Below are 25,012 nucleotides of genomic sequence, written 5' to 3'. Positions count from 1 at the left end.
CCGCATCGCCCGTCTGCCGTCTCATTTTAAGATTTCGCCGCGTGGCCGATACCTCGGGTTGAACCGTGCCCCCAGTGCACAGCAACCCAGCCCCTCGGCCATGAAATACCGGATCTTTGTAGTAGACGACGACAGGCACTACGCGCGGATGTTGAGCTACCGGCTCGACAAGAACCCGCAGTACGAGGTGGAGACTTTCTCCAGCGGTGAGGAGCTGCTGCGCAACATGGTCAAGAACCCGGATCTGATCCTGTGTGACATCATGATGCCCGGTATCGACGGCATTGAGGTGCTACGCCGCATCGTGTCCCGCCGCCCGAATCTGCCGATCATCATGGTTTCGGCCCAGGGTGTGGTGGAGACTGCCGTGGAGGCCATGCGCATCGGGGCCTACGATTACATCACCAAGGGGCAGGACGACCTTTCCAAGCTGGACGCCATCGTCAAGAACTGCCTGGACAAGGTGAAGCTGGAGCGCGAGGTGAGCACCCTGCGCGAGGAGGTGTCGCAGAAGTATTCCGTGCGTGGGCTGATCGGCGAAAGCCCGGCCATGCAGAAGGTCTACAAGATGATCCAGAAGGCTCTTCGCGGCGATCTGACGGTGGCCATCCAGGGCGAGTCAGGCACGGGCAAGGAACTGGTGGCCAAGGCCATTCACTACGGATCGACGCGGAAGCGTGGTCCCTTTGTGGTCGTCAACTGTGCGGCGATCCCGCGGGACCTTATGGAGAGTGAGTTCTTCGGGCACGAGAAAGGCTCCTTCACCGGCGCGCATGCCCGCAAGATCGGCAAGTTCGAGCAGGCGGACGGCGGGACCATTTTCCTGGACGAGATCGGCGAACTGGACCTGGACCTGCAGGCCAAGCTGCTGCGTGCCCTGCAGGAGGGCGAACTGACCCGAGTCGGTGGCAATGAGACCATCAACTTCGACGCCCGCGTGATCAGCGCCACCAACAAGAATGTGGTGGAGATGATCAGGGACAACAAGTTTCGCGAGGACCTCTACTACCGGCTGTTCCAGTACCCGATTCCGCTCCCGCCGCTGCGCGAGCGTGGGCAGGATGTGATCGTGCTTACGAACTACTTCCTGAAGGAGTACACGAAGGCCCACCAGGAATTCAAGGGCAAGAGGTTCTCGAAAGCCGCTCGCCACGCCATTGCCACGTTCTCATGGCCGGGCAACGTGCGTGAGCTGAAGAGTGCTGTCGAACGCGCCATTCTCCTTTCCGACGCTGAGGAGATTTCGGCCGCAGACCTGATGTTGGGCAACGGAGGCGCCGTGTCGCCGTGGGCAGACCGCATGAGTCTTGCCGAAGCGGCGGAGACGCAGTTCGTGACCCCGGACTTTGACGAGGACGGAGTGCCCGCTGAGGGTGACGGCCCGACGGTGTCCGGCATCTCGCTTGGGGCCGATTCGGACCACATCGTCTCCCTGGAGGATCTGAAGCGCCGCGCCGTGGAGCGTGCCTACAGGCTGTGTGACGGCAACGTGGACCGGGCTGCTGTCGAGCTGGGCATCGGCCGTGCCACCATGTACCGGCTGCTCAAGAAGTACCACATGATGTCGTAGGCAGCCGGGCGCGCTAGAACGTGTGCCCGAACGAGAAGCCTACACCCGGAACCGGATCGGCGCCGCTGGTAGCCATGAACAACCGGAGTGGGCCGAGTGGACTCTCCAGTCCGATTTCCACTGCACCGCCCAGAATCGGGGGCTCCCGGAGCGAGTCGGTTACCTCATCCAGAGCGCCACGCTCAGCGGTGGTGAGCAGGGAGTAGGTGGTGCCAGCATTCAGCGTGCCGCGCAGAAACACGCCTTCATCCAGCTCAGCCTGCACAGTCACTGCGCCCGTCCAGGAGGCCCTGCCGAAACGCGCATGGCGCGGCACGCCCAGGAGAGGCAGGAAGGAGCCAGGCAGCACGTCTGCCGGCTGCGAGCCGCCGATAAAGCTGTAGTAGCTCAGCGGCAGCCGCTCTCCGGTGGCGCGGTAGCCCGTTGCTCCCACCCTCACGCTCCAGTATCGGGTGATCGGCAGGTGGCGCGAGGCGCGAAGTCGCAGAAGGGACACCAGGTGGCTGGGGTCTTCGTCGCCCGACCAGACGGGCTCCGCGGCGGAGTAGCCAATGCGGGCATCTAGCACGATCTCGCCACCCTGCGTCGGGAAGTAGGCCGTGTTTCGAGTATCGGAAACCAGTGAGAGGCCTCCTGAGAGTACCGCGTGATCGGCGTCCGCCGTGAGGGACCCCTGGGAGCCGTCTTCAGAGGTCAGGATGGTCGCCACGGCATTGCGTGCTCCAACCAGGTCCCCCTGGGCCGCGAGCCCGACCAGGGTGCCCCGCCCCGCAGGTCGTCCCCAGAATCCGAGCACGGACAACAGTTCGAGGCTGATCTGCTGTACGGGCACGTTGGCGTTTACGCCCAGGGATGCCGCGTAACCGTCCGGAAGGAAGAGATCGACCGGGGCACCGTAGTAGCCCAGTCTGATCCCGCCGGTCCAGCCGTTGTCGAACCGGTTGATGTGGCCTACGGAGAGCTCGGAGAGCTCGCCGACTCGCAATCGCATTTCGGTGGTGGACGCGAGGCCGCCCAACGTGCGACGCAGAAACGTGAACAACAGCTGGGTGGCAAACTCCGAATCATGGCGAAGCCCGAAACCGAGCCGGTCCGGGGCTGCTTCGGGCACTACCCGGAGTATGGCCTCTGCGCCCCTTTGGGTGCGAATGATGCGATAGGTCACCAGGCTGAACAGGCCGGTGCCGTAGACTCGCTGCACTCCGGCTTCCATGAGGTCCCGGGTGGCCGTAAACGGGGCATCCAGTGCGAACGCGGATCGGGCGATGGCGGCGGTCTCGAGGTCGGCGCCGTCCACGTGCACGCTGATTACGTGCAGGGAATCGGCTGGCGCCGGAGGCATGCTTGGCACCCTTCGGGCAATGCCCAGCGAGTCCACCAGGGCCTCAATGCGGGGCAACGCCGCGCGGGCCGCCTCCTCGCCGCGGGCAATCCAGGTCGGCGCCGCCTCAAATCCGGTCACGCTGAGGCCGGCCGTTTCCGGTCGGATCAGGATGTCGATGAGCTCCCGCTGTTCCTGGTCGTCACGCAGACTCTGATAGAAGGAGGCATGACTGAGAACATCCAGCAGGGACGGCTGCTCGAACTGGATATCGGACGGCTGTGTGCCGACGTCCACGCCGATCAGCACCGTCGCCCCCAGGTTGCGCGCCTCGACAGCCGGCAGGTTTCGGGACATGCCGCCGTCCAGATACAAGGTGCCGTTCAGATCAGCGGGCACGAACACGCTGGGCAGAGACATGCTGGCTCTCAGGGCCTCAGGCAGCGAGGCGTTCCGAAGCGTGGTCGCGGCTCCCGTATTGAGGTTTGTCGCGACCGTTGCAAACGGGATCGGAAGGCGACTCAGGTCCTCAACGTGATGGTATCCCCAGGTAAGCCGCGAGAGAAAGGCGGACACCTCCTGACCTGCCAGCAGACCGCCGGGAAGGCGTGGTTCCAGGCCGTCCATGGGCAGCGCGATCAGGGTACCCCGGCCGGCCAGCCGTCCCTCGAGTTGGCGGCTGCGTCGGGCGCGGGTGTCGGAGAAGTACTCGCTGAGGTCGTTCTCCGTCACTACCCGCTCCAGATCTGCGGATGTGTACCCGATCGCGTGTAGCCCACCGATGACACCCCCCATCGACGCGCCGCTGACCACATCGATCGGGATACCCGCTTCTTCCAGCACGCGCAGCACGCCGATGTGCGCCAAGCCCTTTGCACTGCCACCAGACAGAACGAGTCCCACGCGCTCCTCGGACTGGCCGTGGGCCGGGTCGGGAAAGAGAGCAAACAGCAGGAAGAGTCCGAGCAGAAACCGCATGATGGCGTTTCTCTACGGAAGGCCGTCAAAAGGTTGGGGGATCGCGAGAAATTAGTCGTCCCTGCAACACGTGTTTCGCGTCCGGGGTACACTGGAGCGCCCCTTGACGCCGAGGACACGGTATCTTGCCCCCCGAACCACCTTTGCACTGATGCGCCTTACGGAATACGAACGCACTGCCCGCCGCGAAATCGAGGCCTGGCAACACGGCGATGCGGGCATCGTCTCCAAGGTCCTCAACTGGGCCATGCAGCCGATGGACTGGGTGGTCAAACGGGTCATCACCGAAGACATCGAGTCGCAGGTGGACGAGGTGGTCAGCAGCATGCTGTCGCTATTGAACGATGCCTCCGAGTGGACCTACGATGTCTCTGGCGTGCTGGAACAGGCGCAGGAGCGCGGAATCAAGGCGGAGCGCATCGAGGATCTGCGCGATGTGCCCCTGGAGAACCTCGACCCCATCGCAAAAGGCCACACCACCGAGAACGCGCTCTTGGCGGCGCTGGAGGGTGGAGGCACCGGATTGGGAGGGGCGTTCCTGATTGCCGCCGACATTCCGCTGCTGATCACGATCAACCTCAGACTGATCCAGCAAATTGGGGCCAGCTACGGTTTCGCCATGAACGGCCCGGACTACCGGCCCCTGGTGTTGTCCATTTTCAACGTGGCGGCCTCCAACTCGAAGGAGGCCAAGAACGATGCCATGCGCGAAGCCTCCGTGGCCGGTGCGGCCCTGGCCCGGGACCAGGAGTATCGCGGACGCGTCAGCGGAAGCTTCCGCGAGCAGAATCGGCACTTGCCCAGGGAGATTGCCAAGAACATTCTCGGCCGCAAGCTGGCTCAGGCCGTTCCAATTGCTGGCGCCGCGGTCGGGGCGGGGATCAATTACTGGTTTACCACCGAGACGGCAGAGACGGCCTACATGCTCATGCGCGCCCTCTATCTGGAACGCAAGGAGCGGGCATAGGGGCCGGACCGGGCCGCCGGGGTGGCAGAGCCTCCGGACTGTAGGGAACCCGCCCGGAACTCAGGGTTTCGAGTCCCCGGCCGATACTTACGGCACACCGACCCGGCGATTGCGCGCAGGCGCCTAGCATATCAGATCGTCTCTTCCCCGGGTCCCCAAATTTTCTGGTCCCGCTGCCGACGCGCGCTGCGGGCATCTATCTCGCTCCGACCTTGGTTGACTGCAGCCGTGAACCGGCGCACAGGAGCTCGACGTTTCTCTCTTTTGACCTTCTCTGATCTGGCTCTCAGCGAGCCCATCCTGCGCGCTGTCAAGGCGCAGGGATACTCCAATCCGACCCCCATCCAGGCCAAGGCCATTCCGCCGGCGCTCGAGGGGCGGGACGTGCTCGGGGTGGCCCAAACCGGTACCGGCAAGACTGCCGCATTTACCCTTCCGATTCTCCAGTGTCTGTCGGCCCGCAACGAGCGTCCGACCACACGATCTCCCCGGGCCCTGATTCTAACGCCCACGCGCGAGCTGGCCGCCCAGATCGGGGACAGCCTCAAGACGTACGGCGCCCACCTGCGACACCGCCACACGGTGATTTACGGGGGTGTCGGCCAGCAGCGGCAGGTCGATGCGCTGCGTCGCGGCGTCGATACGCTTGTCGCGACGCCGGGTCGCCTTCTTGATCTCATGGATCAGGAGCATCTGTACCTGGACCACGTCGAGTTTTTTGTGCTCGACGAAGCCGACCGCATGCTGGACATGGGCTTCGTGCGCGACGTGCAGCGCGTGGTGCGTGAGTTGCCTCGCCGCAGGCAGAACCTCCTGTTCTCAGCCACCATGCCCAAGGCCGTTCAGGGCCTGGCCGGCGAGATCCTGTACAAGCACGTCGAGGTGGCGGTCAAGCCGGAATCGACCACAGCCGAGCGCATCTCGCAGCGTGTGCTATTCGTCCAGAAAGCGGACAAGAAGCAGCTTCTCGAAGAGCTCTTCCGTGATCCGGCGCTGGACCGCGCCATTGTATTTACGCGCACCAAGCACGGCGCCAACCGAGTCGCCAAGTACCTGGACAAGAGAGGTGTTTCGTGCGACGCGATCCACGGCAACAAATCGCAAACGGCCCGGCAGCGTGCGTTGCGGGGTTTTCGGGATGGCCGGGTGCGCGCGCTCATAGCGACTGACATCGCCTCGCGCGGCATTGACGTCGAGGACGTGAGTCACGTGGTCAATTTCGACCTGCCCAACATTCCCGAGAGCTACGTGCACCGCATCGGGCGAACAGCCCGCGCGGGAGCCGAAGGGTACGCGGTTTCCTTCTGCGATGCGGACGAGGTGGACTACCTGCGGGATATCGAACGCACCATTCGGCAGTCCGTCGAAGTGGACGGCGAGCATCGTTTTCACGACGAGCGCATCGCCAGTTTGCACGCCCGTGGGGCCAATGCAGGCTCGCCGAGCAACGGTCGTGGTGGATCGCGCAGCGGCCGCGGCGGCAATCAGTCCGGCAGCGGAAGGACATCGGGCGCCTCCGGGCGACCCAACGGTGGCCGGCGCAGATCCGGCGGAAGCCGTAGAAACCGCCGCTGATCGACGGCAATGCGTACCATGACGGCACACCCACCGGGTTGTCGTCATGGACCGCAGAGCATTTCTGGCATCGTCGTTGGCTCCGGCTCTCGCCGGGCTTGCCGCCGGTCGGTCGGCTGACTTCCGTGCCCAGTTTCCCATGCTGGAGCACACCGTCTGGCTGAACATGGCGTCCATGGGTCCGCTGGCCCGGTTTGCCTCCGCAGGCATGGACGTGGGTGTCGCGTTCCAGCAAGAGGGTCCGGGCGATGGGCGCTCTGACTACTTGCGCGCCGTGCAGGAGGGCGTTCGTGGCCGCTTTGCAGAGCTGGTCGGCGCGCGCGAGCCGGAGATCGGACTGGTGTACTGCACCAAGGCCGGCGAGCAGATAGCCATCGACGGGGTCATGGACCGGCTTCGGGCCGGGGACAACGTGGTCACCAACGACCTGCACTTTATGGGCTCGCTGAACAACCTTCTGGGGCTGCGGCACTCGGGCGTGGATGTGCGCATTGTGCGTGCGCTGGATTGGCGGGTTTCTGCGGAGCGCATGGTGCAGGCCATGGACGCGCGCACGGCGCTGGTATGCGTAAGCCTCGTGTCCAACATCAACGGACACATCGAGGACGTGCGGGTGCTGGCTGATGCGGTGCATGAGCGGGGTGGCCTGCTCTACGCGGACATCATCCAGGCCGCCGGCGCAATGCCCCTGAACCTGCGTGAGCTCGGAGTGGACGTGGCGGCCTGTAACGGCTACAAGCACCTGCTGGGTGTCTATGGCGCGGGCTTTCTGTTCGTGCGGCAGGAGGTCCAGGGAGAGGCCTTGCCCGACCGCATGTACCCTGGCAGGGCTCGCCACGGCTATGCGCCCTGGGGGCCTGAGCTGGAGGAGGCGTATTCCTGGAGCGCGTCTTCCACGGCCCGCCGCTATGAGGCGGGACATCCCAACTACATCGGCTACTGCGCGGCGTATGAATCGCTGGAACGGCTGCTGGCCATCGGGCCGGAGCGCGTTCGGGACCATGCAGTGGCGCTCAACCGGCGGTTGATCCGGGCGCTGCCACGAGCCCGGTTCGAGTGCATCTCTCCCGACCCCGACGCCATCGGCATCGTCACATTCAGGCTCTCAGAGCCCGACCAAGTGCGGGAGCGTCTTGCGTCTTCCGGCGTGGTGGTCACGCTCAGTGGCGACCGCATGCGCGTTTCGCCGGGTTACTTTTCTACCGAAGCGGACATCGATCGATTGACAGAGGCGCTGATCGGGTGAACAGGATTGTATGGGCGATGGCGGGGCTGCTGTCCCTGGCCGGGTGCGCGCAGGAGTACGACGTGGCGTTTCTGTCCGACCGCGGAAGCGGGTCCCAGATCTGGCGGGTGCGGGCGGACTCAGCGCTGGAGCAGGTGACGTTTGAGGAGGGGGGCATGTTCGGAGCCCGGTTTCGGTCGGACATGATCCTCTATTCGACGGTAAGGGACGGTCGCGCGCAAACGAGGCACACCGACCCCGTATGGTGGCAGTCACGGCGCACCAATTCACCGGGTCGGCATGAGGAAGAGACGCCTGATTTCAACGGGTCAGACTGGGTGTATCGCGTGGCGACAGGGATCGTCATCATCGACGGAGGGCTTCGCGGCATGTCTGCCTCCGAGGGGCGGTGGCTGGTCGAAGACTCGACGGCCACCCAGCCTGTTTTCTCGCCGGACGGTTCGCGTGTGGCCTATACCAGTGCCCGGACCGGAAACCGGGACATCTGGGTTGTGGACGTTTCGACCGGTGAGACCCGGCCATGGACGACCCATCCCGCGATGGAGGGCCACCCTGCATGGCACCCGAACGGGCGCGAACTCATCTACTACCGATACGAGGACGGCAACGCCGACCTGTTCTCGAAACGAGGTCCTGAGGGTGCACCCAGACAACTGACCGACACACCTGAGAATGAGCTGGTGGGACGCTGGTCGCCGGACGGACGGCAGATCGCATTCGGCGGCGTTCGGGATGGGGACTGGGAAGTGTTCACCATGCAGGCAGACGGTACCGGGTTGCAGCGCGTGACCCGGCTTGAGGGCTTCGACGGAGACCCGATCTGGCTGCCGCGCGCTCAGCGACCCGATACAAGTGATGTGCCCGGCCCGGCTCCGAATTGAGAGAGCGAAGAGAGCGGTAGAGACCCAAAACTGAAAATTGGCCGGCCGGTAGCCGATACCTCCCGGGAGCACACCCACCAGGAGGCCGCCATGATTCAGATGATTTACGCCAGCGCGGCGACCGTTCCGTTCAGCGAGGCCGATCTGCAGGCGCTGCTGGCCAAGGCGCGGGTCAACAATCAACGGGCGAATGTCACCGGGATGCTGGTATATGACCAGGGATCGTTTCTCCAGGTACTGGAGGGGCCTGAGGCCGCCGTGGACTCCATCTACCGCCGCATCGAACGCGACCGAAGGCATGGGAACGTGCTACTGCTGGCGAAGACACACGTCACAAAGCGGTCGTTCGGTGAGTGGAAGATGGGCTTCTTCAACACGGGCGGCGCGCATCTTCCGGGATTCAGTGACTTCTTCCGGCGCAAGATGCCTTTTGCCGGTGCCGAGTTGGATCAGGCCCGCAGCATTCTCCTGCGCTTCAAGCGTGGAAAGTGGCATCGCCACGTAGCCTAGCCTTCCCGGCGAATTCGCCGCCGCTACGGAACGGCCGGTCCGCCCTCAGGTGGAAGCGGTCATGCCACTGCTCGCCATCGTAGGCCGACCCAACGTCGGCAAATCCACCTTCTTCAACCGGCTCACGGAGAGCCGCGACTCGATCGTGGACGACCAGCCGGGCGTGACTCGTGATCGCGTGTACGGGCACGCAGAGTGGGCCGGAAAGCAGTTCTCGGTTGTCGACACCGGCGGTTTCGTCGCACACTCGGAGGACCGGTTTGAAGCGGCCATTCGCGAGCAGGTGGCCATCGCCATTCAGGAAGCGGACGCCATCATGTTTGTGGTGGACGTGACGGTGGGGGTTACGGATCTGGACCAGGACGTCGCTGCACTGCTGCGCAAATCCGGCGTGCCCGTGCTGATCCTGGCCAACAAGGCTGACAACGAGGAGCGTCGTTGGCAGGCGTCCGAGTTCTACGAGTTGGGCGTTGGAGAGGTGTTCGCCGCCAGCTCCATCAACGGCATGGGCACAGGGGACCTGCTGGACGCTGTCGTCGAACTGCTGCCTGATCACGAGGAAGAGGAAGATGACCGCCTTCGAGTGGCCATCATCGGCCGTCCCAACGTCGGCAAATCATCCTTGACCAACGCGTGGCTGGGAGAAGAGCGGTCCATCGTGACCGAGATCTCCGGCACTACCAGGGACGCGGTCGATGCGGTCATGAAGTACCACGGCCGGGAGATCGTGCTCGTCGACACGGCCGGCCTGCGCAAGCGCACCCGCATTCGGGAAAATGTCGAGTTCTACGCGCTGCTGCGCACGGAGCGGGCCATCGAGAGCTGCGACATCGCGGTGCTGCTGCTGGATTCGGTTGAAGGGTTGGAGTCGCAGGACATCAAGGTGCTCAAGCGCGCTGAGGAGCTGCGCAAGGGTCTGGTCATCGGCCTCAACAAGTGGGACCTCGTTGAGAAGGAGACCAACACGGTGCGCGACTACGAGCGCCAGATCCGCGAGCGGCTCAAGACGCTGGACTATGTGCCCATCGTCACGTTCTCTGCCGTGACCGGCCAGCGAACCGGCAAGCTGCTGGAAACCGTGCTTGCCGTGTCGGAGCGACTGGACAAACGGATCCCCACCGCGAAGCTAAACGAAGTCATTCTCCCCGCCATCGAGCGCCACGGGCCGCCGATGTATCGGAACGCTCGGGTGAAGATCAAATACGCCACCCAGACCAAGGCCCGACCGCCCGTCTTTGTGTTCTTCACCAACCAGCCGAAGGGCATTCGGGAGGACTACCGGCGTTACCTTGAGAACCGCCTTCGGGAAGCCTTCGACTTTGAGGGCGTACCGCTGACCATATCGGCCAGAAAGAAGTAGTCAAGCGGCGTTGAAATCCGCTGCGCGGTCCCACGGACGGCCACAGCCGTTGTAGATTCCCGACTCACGAATCGTTTCCAGCCCATGGGCGGCACCCCACAGATCACAGCCAAGAAGGACGAGCGCAAGCTCAATTTCTGGGAGCGGCTGTACCTCCCCGAAGTACTGAAAGGCCTAGGCTACTCGGCGCGGCGCATGCGCGACCCGCTGTACACCTTCCAGTACCCCGACGAGCAGTGGTATCCGCCGGATGCCTATCGCGGCCGCCCGGTGCTGGTGGAGGAAGAGGGCAAGCCCCGCTGTGTGTCCTGCAACCTGTGCGCGCGCGCCTGCCCGCCCATGGCCATCTCCATGCAGAGCCATGAGATTGAGGGCCCCAAGGAGCGCGAGCCCGAGTGGTTCGAGATCAACATGCTCCGGTGCATCTACTGCGGCTTCTGTGAGGAAGTGTGCCCGGAAGAAGCGATCATCATGTCCAAGGAATATGATCTGACCTTCCACGACCGGGAGGAGGCGATCTTCGGCATGGATCGTCTGCTGGTGCCGAAGGAGCGCCTCAAGGATCGACTGGATTGGCTGGCGAAGCAGCGCAATCCGCAGTTCGGCGACGAGGTGTGGGACCACCCGGAGGAGAACAACCGTCATTCCCTGCATAACCGCCCGTTTCTGAAGGCGCTTACGTCGGGCGGCGCCCACTGACGTGAGTCGTCAGGACGAGGTGCTGGACCAGATGGCGTATCTGGTCGATGAGCTTGAGGCGCAGCAGGTGGTTCTCGGGCTGATTCCTGATGTGCTTTGGGATGCCCGGCCGCCGGGGTCGACGACCCTGAGGGAGATGTATCGGGCGATGGCCTCCAGAGAGGCCGACGAGCATCGAACAGCACTTGGCCTGGAGCCTGTGGAGTTTCCGTCGTCCGACACTCCGGCAGACCTGTTACGCCAGGTGGGTGCGCTCAGGAAGCGCACCCTGCAGGAACTGCGGGCCACGGCACTGGACTCTGAGCGGTTGGACGTGTGCTACCGGATCACGCAGGCGGACGCGGCTCAGCTCCGCGAGGTTGGTCTGCGACTCAATGAGGCCGCCATGGGCGCACCTCGGGTTTCCAAGATGTAGGGCTTCCCGGTGAGGCGGCGACGCCCGTCCCGTTGTCAACTTTCGGGCAAGAGGCGATATGGGCCGCCGGGCGGACACTAGGATGGACGTTTTGGCCGTTATAATGAAGTAACGCCAACGGAAGTGCGGCAACCCAGCAACGTGCCTGTCACTGGGATGTCATACTTCCGTAGGTAGGTTTCTACCGCCAGACCGCTTCCTTACATGGCTCGTAGCTCGTCCTACGACGATACTGCCACTGCCTTCCGGCACGGCAACTTCAAGCCGCTGTACCTCCTGTACGGCGAGGAGCGGTATTTCGTGGACGAATTGCAGCGCCTGGCCATCGAGCATGCGGTGCAGCCCCACGAGCGGGACTTCAATATGGACATTGTGTACGGTCCCGAGACCGATGTCCAGAAGGTGCTTGCCCTGTGTGCCAGCTATCCCGTGATGGCGCAGCGTCGGCTGGTCATTGTGCGCGATTTCGACAAACTGTCGGAAAACAAGCGATTCAAGGCCTATGCCGAGCAGCCGAATCCGACCGCGGTGGTGGTCCTTGTGGCCTCAGGCAAGGTGAACACGGCGCATCACCCGTATCGCGCCATCAAGGCGCAGGGAGTCGCGGTGGACTGCAAGCGGTTGTACGACCGCGAGCTGCCGCGCTGGCTCGAAGGTGAAGTCAGGCGACGTGGGCGCGAGATCGAAGGCCGGGCGGTTCAGATGCTGGCGGAGTATGTAGGCTCCGATCTGCAGAAGGCCGTACGGGAGATCGAAAAAGTGCTCACGTTCGCTGGGGACCGAGAGCGCATTTCGGCAGACGATGTTGTCCAGGCGAGTGGTCACTCGCGGGAGGTCAACGTCTTCGAATTGCAAAAAGCAGTGGGAGAACGCCAGTTTGCGCGCGCTCAGCGGATTGCGGAGCGGTTGTTGCAACAAGCATCAAACAGCCGTGGAGAGGCTCTGATGATCGTTGCAATCCTGACATCTTTCTTCACCAAGCTCTGGATTCTGACATCTTGTCAGAGACAAAGCTTTGGCGAAAAAGACATGGCGCAACGTGTCGGGATCCCACCTTTCTACTTGAAGGAGTATCTTAACACGCTTAAGCGATTTGACGCGTCGGCGCTGGCAACAGCGTTCAGGACGCTGGCATCGGCTGATTTCGAGCTTAAAGGCGGAAGCAGCCGGAGTGAGCGCCTGATTCTGATGCTGGCGCTTCGCCGGATTACCGGGGGAGAGGCCAACGCGGCTATCGCGGCATAGATCCACGGCGGACTTCCGCCACTCGGACTTCGGTCCGAAAAACACAACAGTATGACTGAGACGACAACCAGGGTCAGCCCACTCAAGAAGCGCACGCTGCGTGTTAAGGCGAGCAAGCTCGGAATTCAGGCCAATGTGAATCCGAACAATCGCCACTACGAAGCGCTGATGGCGATGAGTGACGAGGACCTCATGTCCCAGTTCCAGATGGGAACTGTCGAAGCCTTCGACATTCTCGTCAGCCGGTACAAGGATCCTCTGACCAACTATATCTATCGCTTCCTGGGCGATATGAAGGAGTGCGAAGACCTCCTGCAGGAAACCTTCCTGCGGGTGTATCGCAACCGTCACTCCTACCGTCGAATTGCCAAGTACAGCACGTGGCTGTACACGATTGCCGGTAACCTTGCGCGTTCCGAGTACCGGAAGCGCAAGCGCCGCCGTCTGTACTCGCTGCAGTCTGTAAACCGCGACGACGAGGAGTACGAGGTCGAGATTCCGGACGAGACGTTCTCTCCGGACAAGCACGCCGAGAGCACCATCCAGGATCACTTCATCCAGGAGGCACTGGCCCAGATTCCGGAGGAATTCCGTGAGGTCGTGGTGCTGCGCGACGTGCAGCAGCTCGCCTACGAGGAAATCGCCGACATTACAGGCCTGCCGATGGGCACGGTCAAGAGCCGCATCAACCGCGGCCGGACCAAGCTCCAGGCACTGCTGAAAGACATCTATACGCCGTCGTCTGACGACTAGTCAGGCGCGCGCGCTGCAAAAAGACAAAGGCCGGCTGGGTGGATGCCCAGCCGGCCTTTGTTATGTGCGACGGCAGCACGGAACTCATGAGCGGCGTGGGCTTCCGATGCAGATGATCGTCCGACTCGTGGCAGATAAACTCGCCGTAGTTGCAGCAGCGCTACTTCTGCTTCCTATGGTGCTCACGGGCTGCGATTCTGTTCCCGCACCCGATGAGGTGTCGGTGCCCTGGAGTGACTCAGACCCTGACGGAGGCGAGATTGGTGCCGGATTCGAGGGGGGCGCCGGTTCCTTTTCCCTGAGGAGCCTTGCGAGAAGCGGCGAGTCTTTCCACGCGCCCGCCGCCGCAGGGAGTTGGGGGTACTACAGGCCGCCGGACTCCCTGTCGTGGGCCGACCTGGTGCGTATCACTTCCATCGACCTCGAAATGGAATCCGATGGCACCTACGCACTTGCCTGGACAGGCCAGGTCGCGTACAGCCGCTCAAGGCCCTGGAGAGAGCAGGCCATCAGCGGCAGATGGGAGGGGGTTCATCAGGAGGCGGATGGATTGATCTGGTTCGATCCCGATGATCCAAGTACCGCTCCGGTCGTAGTCGCACGATTCGATAGCAGGGGCCTTTTTCTGTTCTTCGACCAGTGGGATGCGGGAAGTATGGATGGCCCATGGGCCCTGATGCAGCAGTACTCCGTCATCAACCTGTCGGGTACCCTGCATTCATCGAGCGCCGCCTCGGAGCGTATCACGTTTTCGGGGGAGCCCCTGATCACCACAAATACGAAGGGAGAGGTCCTTTGGTCGACGGACTTCAAGGTTTCCGTCGGGCCTACGGTCACGGTGTCTGTCCTGACCGGCGGCAGTCAACAGTCGCAGGCCCCGCGCTCCTGGACCCTGCCCGCCAAACAGGGGCGTGCTCTGTGGCTCACAGGCAACAACGATTTCTGGATGCTTTGGAACGGTCGCTTGTACGTTCCGAGTCTAACGCTCGGGTCGACGCTCCATACTCGCCTCATTCTCGATACTGCGCCCGGATGTGCATCCGTAGATCCGCTTGCGACCATGGTCCCCCTGCAGGATGGCCGGTCATGGACCTACGACTACGTCGAGTCCGGCTGGGGATGGAACGGGATTGAAAGGGCCGAGCGGAGCCTGACGGGTACAGCGCGGTGGACGGTCTCGGGCATCGAAGAGCTCGGTGCTGACTCCGGCTCCGACTCCTGTATCCGAAAGGACGCTCTCTACCGACTGACCATCGAGGAGTCATTTACGGGTACCTATCGCAGGACCTCGGGAAGTGACCCAACGGGTATCTCGGTTGATTCGGTGCGGGTCCGCGAATTGTCCGTCTACATGTCGAGGACACAGCTGGTTGTTGGGCATTACGCCGATCGGATTCCTGCCATCCGCCTGACCGACTTCGGCGCTGGGCAGGGACCTGTTTCAGACTCGCGTAACTACGTGGCCGGGTTCGGGGGCGCATACGGCGTCGAATACACCGCGGTGCCCGGTCAAGGATTCACTCGCCTCAGACACTTCAAGAGTCAGCGGGAATCAGGATGGTCGGAGACTCTCACCCTGCGGCAGTAGCGGCTGACCGACCTTCTTCCCAGTGTTTGGCAGGGTCTGGCGAGGCCAAAATCGCCCTTATGAAGCGACGAGGGACGATTTGTGAAATTATTCGGCCTCGGGTTTTTTTGAATACGCCGGACGAAACCCGCGTATAAGTGCTCATCTGAATCCCAGGCCACTCGGCCGATGCGGCAAACGGCCGCCGGACGACGGGAGCCCTGATTCGGCTTCCTTGAAGGCATCCATGCCTCGCACGACGGCGCGCAGACAGCGTGTCACCACGGCGCGGGTCCATCGCGTGATTCCGCCCCCCAGCTCCCCGGAGCTGGACCGGATTACTACCTGGTCCTTCTACTTCCTGGCAGGCACGCTGGTCAGCGCGCTCGCACTCCTCTTGATCATTGCGGTCCTAGGCTAAGTCCGTCTGGACGACAACGAGCCGCATTCTTCCCTCATCCCGAAAGGGATACCTCTACTACTGCAATGAAACGCTTCTCCATAATCACCCTTACCCTCATCACCATCCTCGGCATTGCCGGCTGCGCGAAAGCCCCGGTTGATACCCTCGACCAGGCTCAAGCCAGCCTTCAGGCCGCCCAGGATGCCGAAGCCAACCTCTACCTGGTTGACATGTACCAGGCCGCTGCAGACTCCTTCGCAGCTGCCGAGGCGGAAATCGCCATCCAGGACGCCCGCAACGCCATCGTTCGCAACTATGACCGCGTGGAGTCCCTGCTGGCCTTCGTGATCCAGACGGCCGACTCATCTGCTTCGGGCGCTGCCGTGGCCAAAGAGATGATGGCCGCCGAAAACGAAGTCCTGTTCCAGGAAGTCGAAACGGCCATCGCTGAGGTCAACCAGCTCATGGGCATGGCTCCCCGCGGCAAAGACGGCGTTTTCGCGCTGGCCTCCATCCGCACCGACCTGACCGCGACCTCCGCGACGCTGGTCGAGGCACGCACGGCACAGGAGAACGGCAACGTGCACGAAGCACGCCAGCTGGCCCAGTCCGTGATGGACCGCGCCGCCGAACTGAAAGCTGAACTGGAGACCGCCATCCAGTCGGCCAACCCCGGTCGCCGCTCATAACGTGACCTCGCGCAAGCGTGAGGCAAAGCCCGGTCGCCCCGTGCGGCCGGGCTTTGCGCTTATATCGATTTCCGGTGGTGTGCTGCTTCTGGCAGCGGGTTCTTTTCTGGCGATGAGCTCCAGCCGGCAACTGCCGGCTGAGGAAGTTCGGACCGCTCGCGAGCGCCTGGCCGCTGCTGAAGCGGCCGGTGCCGCAGTGCTGGCCCCGGAAGCCTTCGAGGCGGCCTCGGCAACCTGGCAGCAGGTCCTTGCGGAACTGGACTCCACGGGATGGCTGCCGTACGGACGCTTTGCTGAGGTTCGGGAGCTCGCCGAGGAGACCATGCGGCTGGCCGACTACGCCGCCGAGCGGGCGAACCGGGCGTCGGACTCGCTCGTGGCGCATCTCGTGGAAACCCAATCCGGATTGAAAGCCAGCCTGGCGCAGGCGGATTCGCTGGCGCGACGGTTTCCCGGATCCCGGGTGCCGGTTGACATGCTGACGCAGGTGCGGGCCCTCAGGGCTCGCGCCCTGGCGGCCTCTGATGCCGGACAGGTCGTCGAGGCCTCACTCCGGCTCGAAGAGGCTACCGGATTGCTGCAGGCCTTTGAAGACAGTCTCGGCGCTCTGGATGCTTCGCTGTTGGCGTCTTCGCGCGCCGCAGAGTCCATCGCCCGATTCCCCCAGATTCTTGTTGACAAGCGCCGCCGACTGCTGGTGGCCCGCTACTCTGAGACCGACGTCGACACCTTTCATGTCGAGCTCGGTGCCGAATGGATGGGCGACAAGCAGCAGGAGGGAGACCGGCGCACGCCGGAAGGGCAGTACCGCGTGTCGAGAAAGCTCGGACGCGGTCAGTCCCGCTACCACATGGCGCTGCTCCTTGATTATCCCAACGAGGCCGATCGTTCGCGTTTCCGTGCAGCCCGGGAAGCCGGACAGCTGACGGATCAAGCGCGCATTGGCGGCCTCATCGAAATCCATGGCGAAGGCGGCAAGGGCGGTGACTGGACCGACGGCTGCGTCGCCCTGACCAACGAAGACATGGCGCGGCTTTTTGCGCGCATTCCTGTCGATACGCCGGTGCTCATTGCGCCGGCTCTGCTATGAAGTCGTCATCCCATCCCGTTCTGACGGGTGCCCTGTGCGGTGCCCTCGCCGGGGTTTTTCTTGTGCCGTGGCTGGCGTCCCTGACGCCTTCCCGGATCTCGGAGACGTGGACTACTGATTCGACCGCGGTGGCCCGCGAGGTGGCACGCCTGGAAGCGGCCACAAATCGGCTCAAGCCGAGTGGGCCCTATCTGGTGGTCTCCACTACCGACAACACCTTCCGTCTCATGGCTGGCGCCGATACGCTGCGCGAGGGCATCTGCTCGACCGGGAGCTACGTGAAGCTGGATGCTGCCGACGGTCGCTCGTGGCTGTTCCAGACGCCTCGCGGGCGATTCCGCGTACTGGACAAACGCACGAATCCCGTCTGGTCCAAGCCCGACTGGGCGTTTGTCGAGGCGGGCCTTCCAGTTCCCCCCGCCGGTCACCCAAGCCGCTACGAGCGCGGCGTACTTGGGCGCTACGCACTCGCGTTGGGTGACGGGTACCTGGTTCACGGCACACCCTACCAGCGACTGCTGGGGCAGCCCGTGACCCATGGGTGCGTGCGGTTGGGTGACGTCGATCTCCAGGCCGTGTTCATGGCCATGGGGATGGGCGCGCCCGTTTACATGTACTGAGATGAAGCAAGCGTTTCTGTCCGTTGCGGCCGTTGTGGCATTGGCGACGGTACTCTGGGCGGGACTGTCCCGTCCGCATCTTCGGATTGTCGAGGCGCCGGCCCTTACCGCGGCCGAGGCCCGAAACACGCTGGCGCGACAGGGCGAGTTCGCGCTGGTCATCCGCGTGGGGGAAGCCCGAGCCGAGTTGGTGCACGGCGCTGCCGTCATGCGGGAGATTCCGCTGCGTGGCCTTCGAGGCGCGTCTCGTATGGTCGAGATATCGGCCCTGGCCGGTCGCCGGGGAACGCTGCCGTTTGAGCCCATTCAGCACGTCACAGCGCCGCCGGATACGGCATCTGCGGAGCCGCCACGGGTGCGTCCGCTTGACAGTGATCCTGCCTACGGCGTGCTGGTGCTGGAGAACGGCCGGGAAATCCGGCTCTCACCCCACGACACCGGCGTGTTTGGATCGCTGGAGGTGTCAGGGTACCGGGTGGTAGACCACCTGCGCACGAGTGTCCGTCTGGTGCGGACGATGGGCGCTGGCGACCCGGCTCCCCGGCCGCCGCTGGTCCTGCAGATGTCTGACCGGGATGCGCGGGCCATATACCGGGCGCTCCCGATCGGGGCTCGGGTCCTGGTAACACCCTAAAACAAAGCGGGCCGGCGGGAGCGCTCCCACCGGCCCTGCCCATTCAGGCAGTCTCCCCAGGCCACCTGATCTGGATTGTCGGACTTGATGACACTCATCGGTGCCTTCGCATAAATAGACGGAGGTTTGACTTGCGGGGTTGTCACAAATCTGTGTCGAACGTAAGGCAAAAGATGGATCGAGTTCAGACGGGCGGCGATTCTTTGGGACGAGCGGCGCTGTCAGTCCACCTGCAGATTTTTTGCAGGATTTCGGATCCAGCGTTTTGTGACGGTGTATGCGCTCCATCCCCACTCAGCAAGGCGTATGGCCGAAGGCTACGACGGCGAACAATCGGCACCCCTCGACGAAGGACTGGACGAGTTCCTTTGTGAGTACGTGGACGGGGCAATGGACCCCGTAGTGCTCAAGGCGTTCGAGGAGTATTTGCGTGCAAATCCGCAGGTTGCGGCGCACGCGCAGTGCCTGTGTCAGGCGAAGCGACTTCTGTCGCAATCGGTAGCTTGTCCTCACGGGACAAGCGAGCTACAGTTTCGACTGAAGGAGGCGATTGCGCGCGAGCAGTTGGGGAGTCCCGCCCCGTTCGGCAGTCTTGGGTCGGCGGCCTGGTTGACGTCGGCGGTCGGCCTCATGCTGATTATGGGCATGCTTTTCGGGACCGCGGTGGTCCAATACAACACGCCCGCGTCGGGGCCGGAGATCGTGGCCGAGCGTGAGATCGTTCCGAGCGATGCGCACGCCGCCGTGCCGGCCAGGTTGAATGTTTCGACGGTGCGCTACGTGCGCGGCGGGGCACAACTGCCTTCGCTGCAGGAGTCTCCGCTGATGACGCCGTTGTTTGCCGGGCCGCTGGTGCAGCCGGCCGTGGCCACGCCGTAGGGTTCCTGGGGCTGGGTCGTTGTGAGTTTGCGAGGCTCGCGGGCTCTGCGGGCTGGCCAGTGTGGGTTTGTGAGCGTCGCGGGCTGGCCGCACGAAAGCTTCGCTTGCCGCCGTTCTCCCGCCTCCGTACTATTTGCGCCCTTCCGGGCCCGTAGCTCAGCGGTTTAGAGCGCTCGCCTCACACGCGAGAGGTCACAGGTTCGAATCCCGTCGGGCCCACATACGAATCAGCCCTGTCGTGCGTAGCGCGGCAGGGCTGATTCGTTTCTTGCGCGATGGGGTTCGAACCGTTCCCAGGTTCGACACGAGCGACCGCAGGGAGCGACTGATGGAGGCGCGCAGCGCCGGAGTAATCCCGTCGGGCCCACGTCGAGTTCAGCCCGTCAGCACCGCCCCAATCCGCCGCCCGCTGCGCGGCGAGTTGCCCGGAACGTGGAATCAGTGGGCGCTACTCCACATCTCGGCCCCGCAGCAGACCTGCCAAGTCCAAAAACGGGGTCGGATTCCACTCGAGGGCGCCGCAGAGGGCAACGCTGTCGGAATAGCGCCGCTGTATTCCACGTTTGCGGCAAATCGTCGCCTGCCAGCGGGCTGACTCGCGGCGCGACCCTGCGCTTTGGCTCGCCTGAAACGGGAAGAAGTCTGGAGGTGGCATCCTCAATCCTGGGCGCGCTGGGTCGCAAAGAGGAGGCTCTCCTCTACATCGACGAGGCGATTGCCTTGCATACCGCAAATGCCGACTCAGCCGGAATTGCCCACACAAGCTCGCTGCGGGAGGGGTTGCTGACGGACGACTGAGCATCTCAAGGACCGCCCCTGGCCCGCGAACACCACCCGATGGACCAGCGCGCAGGTCGGTTCTCCCGGCTATCTTCCGCCCATGACCCCCATCCCCTTCTCCCTCCCGGATGACGGCTTCACCGAGCGGAAGGGCTCCGTGCGCTTGATAGACGGATATGTAGAAATTCGTCTCCAGACTTCGCTCATGGGCGAGTTCAACAAGGAGGAGCGCATCTTCAAGATCGAGGCCGCGACACTGGAGGACGCCCACCTGACCACGGGCTGGTTCAAGGACAAGATTTGCCTGGCCCCCAAGAACGACGAGCTTTTCGAGGGCTTGCCGGGCTTTCTCGAGGGAGAGGTGAAACTGTCGGTGTGGCGCAAACACCGTCAGGCGGGCCTGCAGCTCATCGACCACCTGCAGCGCGCCATTGTCGGATTCTGACGGCGGACGGCGGCGTGTCGTAGCCCGCCGCACGGCGTCGGGGCGAGTACCGTTTCGCCGCGCCATGCGACTCAGTCTGCTGGATGGAGTTTTCGCGGTCCAGTACACCACGCTGACAGCGGGGCCTTTCCTCGTTGCATTTCTGCTTGTGCTGGGCGCCTCGGCACCCCAGATCGGACTGGTCGGCGCGCTGCCCCTTCTGGGTGGCTTGCTGCAACCCCTCGGCGCCGAGATCATCCGGCGCCGCGGAGGGCACCGCAAGGGTTTGCTCGTGACTGCAGCTCTGGTGGACGCCCTGCTTTGGAGCGTGAGTCTCGCGGCGGTCATCTGGCTGTCGCCCGGCGCAGCGTTGATCACGGTACTCGCGGTCATCACCGTACAGCAGGGCGCGTTGGCCTTCGCGGGCACAGCCTGGACCAGTCTGATCAGCGACCTCGTCCCCGTACGCCTGCGTGGGCGGTACTTCGGGACGCGCAACTTTGTGGCCAACGGTTTTGGAGCCATCACGGCGGTGGTCGCCGGATGGGCAGTACGGGTTGCCCCGGGCGATCCGATTCCGGTATTCCTCGTGTGTTTCGGGATCGGTGTGCTCTCACGGCTTGTGAGCATCCGGTATCTGGCGCGCCAGCAGGAGCCTGCCCCTGATCGTATCCCACCCGGAACGTTTCTCGCACGTTTTCGGAGACCCTTCGGCGACCTCGCGTTCCGACGCTATCTGACCTTTGGTGCGGCGTGGGGATTCGGAATCTGGTTCGTGGCTCCGTTCTTCACAGTCTACATGCTGGAGGAAGCCGGAATTGGGCTGCATTCGGTAATGCTCTTCACCGCGGCTGGCACAGTGTCCAATCTGCTGGGACAGCGTGTATGGGGTCGAATCTGCGACACCTACGGCGACAAGCAGGTCATGAGTCTGTCCGGTTTGACTGTGGCGCTCCAGCCGCTCTGGTGGATCTTCACCGCGTCGTCGGGTCCGGGCTTCTACCTCATCGTGCTTCTGAGTATTACAGGCGGATTCGCCTGGGGTGGATTCACGCTGGCCACCGGAAACCTGATGATGCGCCTGGCGCCCGCAGACGGAAAGACCCCCTTCTTCGCGACTCAGGCGGCCGTCGGAGGCTCGTTCGGTGCGGCAGGCTCACTCCTGGGCGGAGTGCTCGCCGGCATCTTGCTTGGGACTCCTGGATTCGCCTCCCTCGACCTTCTCGACGGGCTGAAGACGCTGTTCGTGCTGTCCTTCCTCATTCGCACATTGGCATGGCTCCTTCTCTTGCGTGTGCCGGATCCCGTGCGTCGGAAGCGCCTCCGGGGGGTCTACGTGATTCGAGACACGGTGCGCTCGCTGAATCCGGCGCATGGTTTCGGCCCAAACTCGGGACTCTTCCTATCCGGCCGCAGTCGACCGGAGCGCAACTCCCGATAGATCGTTTTTTCGGGCGATGGGGTTATGCGCGCCCCGCCTCCGGGTCAATGCAGTAGACTGCCGGCCAAAAAAGTCCAGTTTTGACCGGTTCCCGCACGCTATTGTGCGCTCCCTCCATCAAACCTTCCGCATGAGACTCTCCCGCCTCGTACCGCTGCTATTGCTCTTCTTTCTGCCGGCCTGTGCATCTGAGCAGGCCGTCCTCGCACCTCCGCCTGTCGTCGAGGCGGAGACCTCATCGCCCGTATTGCCGACGGATTCCCTCTTCACCATCGGCAAACTGGAGAACGGTCTGACCTACATCATCCGCCCGAATGACCGGCCGAGCAATCGCGCGCTGATGTGGCTCGCCGTCAACGCAGGGTCGGTGCTTGAGGATGATGACCAGCGGGGCATGGCGCATTTCCTGGAGCACATGGCGTTCAACGGCACCAGGGACTTCGACAAGACATCGCTGGTGACGTACCTGGAATCCATCGGGATGCGGTTCGGCCCGGATGTAAACGCGGTCACCTCTTTTGATGAGACGCTCTACATGCTGGAGGTGCCGACCGACTCCGCCGAAATCGTGGACCAGGCGTTCCGGATTCTGGAGAACTGGGCCGGTGGAATCAGCCTCAACGATGAGGACATCGAGGCAGAGCGGGGCGTGGTTCTGGAAGAACTGCGTCAGGGCCGCGGCGCGACCGCGAGGGTTCGGGAAAAGCAGTACCCCTCGCTGTTTTCCGGATCCCGCTATGCGGAGCGGCTACCGATAGGCTCAGTTCAGTCCATCCAGGAGTCGGATCCGGAGGCCATCCGGCGCTTCTATCGTGACTGGTATCGGCCCGATCTGATGGCGGTGATTGTGGTGGGAGACCTGGACCCTGAGGAGGTCGAGGCCCGGATTGTCGAACGATTCTCGGCCTTGCAGGGGCCGGAGTCTCCACGTCCCAGGCCCACCTTCAATATGCCGCCCCACGAAACCAAGGTAGCGGCGGTCACGGACCCGGAGGCGCGTTCCACGAGCGTCAACATCTACCGGAAGCTGCCTCCTCGCGAGGTGAAGACCGAGGCGCAGGCGCGGGCAGGACTTGTAGAGGGTCTCTACCACGGCCTTATCAACCTGCGCTTTCAGGAACTGACGCGAAGACCCGATCCGCCATTCACGGGGGCAGGGTCACTGCCGGCGGCCCTGGTGCGTTCCACAGCACTGCACATGCAGTACGCCGGCGTGCGAGACGGTGACGTGATTCCCGGGCTGGAAGCGCTCCTGACCGAGGTCGAACGGGTTCGCCGCCACGGCTTCACGGCCACGGAACTGGACCGAGCCAAGGTCAACCTGATGCGGTTCTGGGAGCAGGTCTACGCCGAGCGTGATCGGAGACCGTCCACCGCGTATGCGGCCGAGGCGGTAATGCATTTCCTGGGAGGCGCGGCCATTCCCGGTGTGGCGGTGAATTACGAACTCAACGGTCGCCTTCTGCCCGGTATAACGCTGGAGGAGGTAAATGCGGTTGCCCGGGAGATGTCGGAAGGATTCGGAACGGTGATAGCGGTTAGCGGGCCGGAAAAGGAAGACGCGCCGTTGCCTTCGAATGAGGAGATCCTTGCGGTGTTCGACCGGGTTCGTGCTGCCGAAGACATTGAGCCCTGGGAGGACGACGCGCCGGAGGGAGCGCTGCTGGCGGAGAAGCCCCGCCCGGGAATGGTGATCCGCCGCAACCACATCGAGGAGCTGGGCGTCACGGAGTGGACGCTGCTCAACGGCGTGAAGGTGATTCTCAAGCCGACGGACTTTCAGGAGAATGAAATCCTGATCGGCGCGACCAGCCCGGGTGGGCTGTCACTTATTTCCGATGAGGACTACGTCAGCGGGGACTTCGCCACGCTGCTGCTGCAAGCGGGTGGAGTAGCGGACTTTGATCGCACCCAGCTGCAGAAGTGGATGGCTGGGAAACTTGCCAGTGTCTCCATGCTGATCAGCGATGTTTCCGAAGATGTGATCGCAAGCGGGGCCGCATCTGACGCGGAGACGCTGTTCCAGTTGATTTATGCCCGGTTTACGGCCCCCAGGCTCGACCTGGAGGCAGCCGAAACCTGGCGGCATCAGCTGGGGATCGGCTTTGCCAATAGGAACACGCCGTCGAGTGCGCTATCGGACAGCATCCGGTCGGTGTGGTCCAGAGGGCATGCCAGGGAGCGCGCAACGACGACCGAGCTCCTCCAGGAGGTGGACTTCCAGCGAGCTCTTGAGGTCTACCAGGATCGATTTGCCGATGCCAGCGACTTCCATTTTGTGATTGTCGGCAACATTGACCTGAAGGAGATCGAACCCCTGGTCATTACCTATCTCGGAGGTCTGCCATCCATCAAGCGTGAGGAAACCTGGCAGGACCACAGCCCCGAACGTCCGGACGGGGTGACCGAGGTGGTGGTGCACAAGGGGCTGGAGCAGCAGAGTCGTGTAGAGATCCGGTTCCACGGAGAGGCGAGCTACTCATCGGACGCCTCGCTGCGCCTGGGCGCGTTGGCAGACGTCATGCGAACCCGATTGCGGGAGGTGCTGCGCGAAGAGATGGGCGCGGTATATGGCGTCTCGGTCAGTGGCTACATCTCCCGGATTCCGACCCAGCGCTACACCTTTACGGTGCGGTTTGGCTGCGCCCCCGAAAACGTGCACGAACTCGAGCAGGCCGTCTTCAACGAAATCGCGAAGGTGAAATCCGAGGGCCTGACAGAAGCAGAGGTAGCCGCTGTACGGGAAACCAGAAAGCGAACACGGGAGACCCGCATGGAGGAGAACAGTTTTTGGCGCTCGGCGCTGGACGGGGCCTACACCCGGGGTGACGACCCACGCCGCATCCTCACCTACTATGACCGCATTGCGGCGCTGAGTAAAGAGGCCTTGCAGCAGACGGCCATCGACCTCCTCGATCCCGAGCAGGTGCTCATCGCCCGACTGTTCCCGGAGTAGCGGATCCGG

General features: G+C 63.3%; 23 protein-coding genes and 1 tRNA gene. 23 read left to right on the top strand and 1 reads right to left on the bottom strand.

The features are described 5' to 3' along the window. Nucleotides 1-100: 100 nt before the first annotated feature. Nucleotides 101-1,570 carry a sigma-54-dependent Fis family transcriptional regulator gene (locus JJ896_01915; GenBank protein MBO6778384.1) on the top strand — a complete coding sequence of 490 codons (1,470 nt, stop codon included), beginning with the start codon at nt 101-103 and terminating at the stop codon, nt 1,568-1,570. Nucleotides 1,571-1,583: 13 nt separating this feature from the next. Here JJ896_01915 and JJ896_01910 read toward each other — a convergent pair whose 3' ends face one another. Next, entirely contained in the window at nt 1,584-3,869 is a 2,286-nt protein-coding gene (locus JJ896_01910; protein ID MBO6778383.1) for a patatin-like phospholipase family protein, read from the bottom strand. Between the two features lie 151 nt (nt 3,870-4,020). Between JJ896_01910 and JJ896_01905 the strand changes: the two genes are divergently transcribed. From JJ896_01905 to JJ896_01800, 22 genes are all read left to right on the top strand, one after another. Continuing rightward, the gene (locus tag JJ896_01905; GenBank protein MBO6778382.1) at nt 4,021-4,836 is read left to right on the top strand and encodes an EcsC family protein; all 816 of its coding nucleotides are present in this window, start codon (nt 4,021-4,023) and stop codon (nt 4,834-4,836) included. A gap of 264 nt (nt 4,837-5,100) precedes the next feature. Then, nucleotides 5,101-6,411: a DEAD/DEAH box helicase gene (locus tag JJ896_01900; protein ID MBO6778381.1), complete on the top strand. Its 1,311-nt coding sequence runs from the start codon at nt 5,101-5,103 to the stop codon at nt 6,409-6,411. A gap of 46 nt (nt 6,412-6,457) precedes the next feature. Next, on the top strand, nt 6,458-7,657 hold the full coding sequence (locus tag JJ896_01895) for an aminotransferase class V-fold PLP-dependent enzyme (protein MBO6778380.1): 1,200 nt from the start codon (nt 6,458-6,460) through the stop codon (nt 7,655-7,657). Further along, on the top strand, nt 7,654-8,538 hold the full coding sequence (locus JJ896_01890; protein ID MBO6778379.1) for a PD40 domain-containing protein: 885 nt from the start codon (nt 7,654-7,656) through the stop codon (nt 8,536-8,538). The genes JJ896_01895 and JJ896_01890 overlap by 4 nt, the downstream gene beginning before the upstream one ends. Nucleotides 8,539-8,628: 90 nt before the next feature. Next, nucleotides 8,629-9,048: a BLUF domain-containing protein gene (locus JJ896_01885; protein ID MBO6778378.1), complete on the top strand. Its 420-nt coding sequence runs from the start codon at nt 8,629-8,631 to the stop codon at nt 9,046-9,048. Between the two features lie 61 nt (nt 9,049-9,109). After that, complete coding sequence (der, locus tag JJ896_01880; protein ID MBO6778377.1) at nt 9,110-10,408, top strand: ribosome biogenesis GTPase Der; 1,299 nt, start codon at nt 9,110-9,112, stop codon at nt 10,406-10,408. An 84-nt stretch (nt 10,409-10,492) separates the two neighbouring features. Continuing rightward, on the top strand, nt 10,493-11,107 hold the full coding sequence (locus JJ896_01875) for an NADH-quinone oxidoreductase subunit I (GenBank protein ID MBO6778376.1): 615 nt from the start codon (nt 10,493-10,495) through the stop codon (nt 11,105-11,107). A gap of 1 nt (nt 11,108) precedes the next feature. Then, nucleotides 11,109-11,522, top strand: coding sequence for a hypothetical protein (locus JJ896_01870; GenBank protein ID MBO6778375.1), 414 nt, complete (start codon nt 11,109-11,111; stop codon nt 11,520-11,522). A gap of 204 nt (nt 11,523-11,726) precedes the next feature. Beyond that, nucleotides 11,727-12,767: a DNA polymerase III subunit delta gene (gene holA, locus JJ896_01865; GenBank protein ID MBO6778374.1), complete on the top strand. Its 1,041-nt coding sequence runs from the start codon at nt 11,727-11,729 to the stop codon at nt 12,765-12,767. Nucleotides 12,768-12,818: 51 nt separating this feature from the next. Continuing rightward, nucleotides 12,819-13,520, top strand: coding sequence for a sigma-70 family RNA polymerase sigma factor (locus tag JJ896_01860; GenBank protein MBO6778373.1), 702 nt, complete (start codon nt 12,819-12,821; stop codon nt 13,518-13,520). A 127-nt stretch (nt 13,521-13,647) separates the two neighbouring features. Next, nucleotides 13,648-15,108, top strand: a complete 1,461-nt coding sequence (locus tag JJ896_01855) for a hypothetical protein (protein MBO6778372.1) — start codon at nt 13,648-13,650, stop codon at nt 15,106-15,108. Nucleotides 15,109-15,334: 226 nt separating this feature from the next. Then, entirely contained in the window at nt 15,335-15,508 is a 174-nt protein-coding gene (locus tag JJ896_01850) for a hypothetical protein (GenBank protein ID MBO6778371.1), read from the top strand. Between the two features lie 65 nt (nt 15,509-15,573). Then, complete coding sequence (locus tag JJ896_01845; GenBank protein MBO6778370.1) at nt 15,574-16,179, top strand: hypothetical protein; 606 nt, start codon at nt 15,574-15,576, stop codon at nt 16,177-16,179. Between the two features lies 1 nt (nt 16,180). Then, entirely contained in the window at nt 16,181-17,269 is a 1,089-nt protein-coding gene (locus tag JJ896_01840; GenBank protein MBO6778369.1) for a L,D-transpeptidase family protein, read from the top strand. Beyond that, a complete protein-coding gene (locus JJ896_01835; GenBank protein MBO6778368.1) occupies nt 17,266-17,889 on the top strand; it encodes a L,D-transpeptidase in 624 nt (207 codons plus the stop codon). Before JJ896_01840 ends, JJ896_01835 begins: the two co-directional genes overlap by 4 nt. 1 nt (nt 17,890) lies before the next feature. Beyond that, complete coding sequence (locus tag JJ896_01830; GenBank protein ID MBO6778367.1) at nt 17,891-18,523, top strand: hypothetical protein; 633 nt, start codon at nt 17,891-17,893, stop codon at nt 18,521-18,523. Nucleotides 18,524-18,829: 306 nt separating this feature from the next. After that, complete coding sequence (locus tag JJ896_01825; GenBank protein ID MBO6778366.1) at nt 18,830-19,402, top strand: hypothetical protein; 573 nt, start codon at nt 18,830-18,832, stop codon at nt 19,400-19,402. A 145-nt stretch (nt 19,403-19,547) separates the two neighbouring features. Continuing rightward, nucleotides 19,548-19,621: transfer RNA gene (locus tag JJ896_01820), tRNA-Val, on the top strand. A gap of 429 nt (nt 19,622-20,050) precedes the next feature. Then, entirely contained in the window at nt 20,051-20,200 is a 150-nt protein-coding gene (locus tag JJ896_01815) for a hypothetical protein (protein ID MBO6778365.1), read from the top strand. Nucleotides 20,201-20,282: 82 nt separating this feature from the next. Then, nucleotides 20,283-20,627: a hypothetical protein gene (locus tag JJ896_01810; protein MBO6778364.1), complete on the top strand. Its 345-nt coding sequence runs from the start codon at nt 20,283-20,285 to the stop codon at nt 20,625-20,627. Nucleotides 20,628-20,691: 64 nt separating this feature from the next. Next, the gene (locus JJ896_01805) at nt 20,692-22,047 is read left to right on the top strand and encodes an MFS transporter (protein MBO6778363.1); all 1,356 of its coding nucleotides are present in this window, start codon (nt 20,692-20,694) and stop codon (nt 22,045-22,047) included. A gap of 130 nt (nt 22,048-22,177) precedes the next feature. Beyond that, nucleotides 22,178-25,003 carry an insulinase family protein gene (locus JJ896_01800; protein MBO6778362.1) on the top strand — a complete coding sequence of 942 codons (2,826 nt, stop codon included), beginning with the start codon at nt 22,178-22,180 and terminating at the stop codon, nt 25,001-25,003. Nucleotides 25,004-25,012 lie beyond the last annotated feature (9 nt).

The organism is Rhodothermales bacterium, assembly GCA_017643395.1.
Taxonomy (GTDB): domain Bacteria; phylum Bacteroidota; class Rhodothermia; order Rhodothermales; family UBA10348; genus JABDJZ01.
Note: the sequence above shows the minus strand (reverse complement) of the source record. Positions and strands in the feature narration are given on the sequence as shown.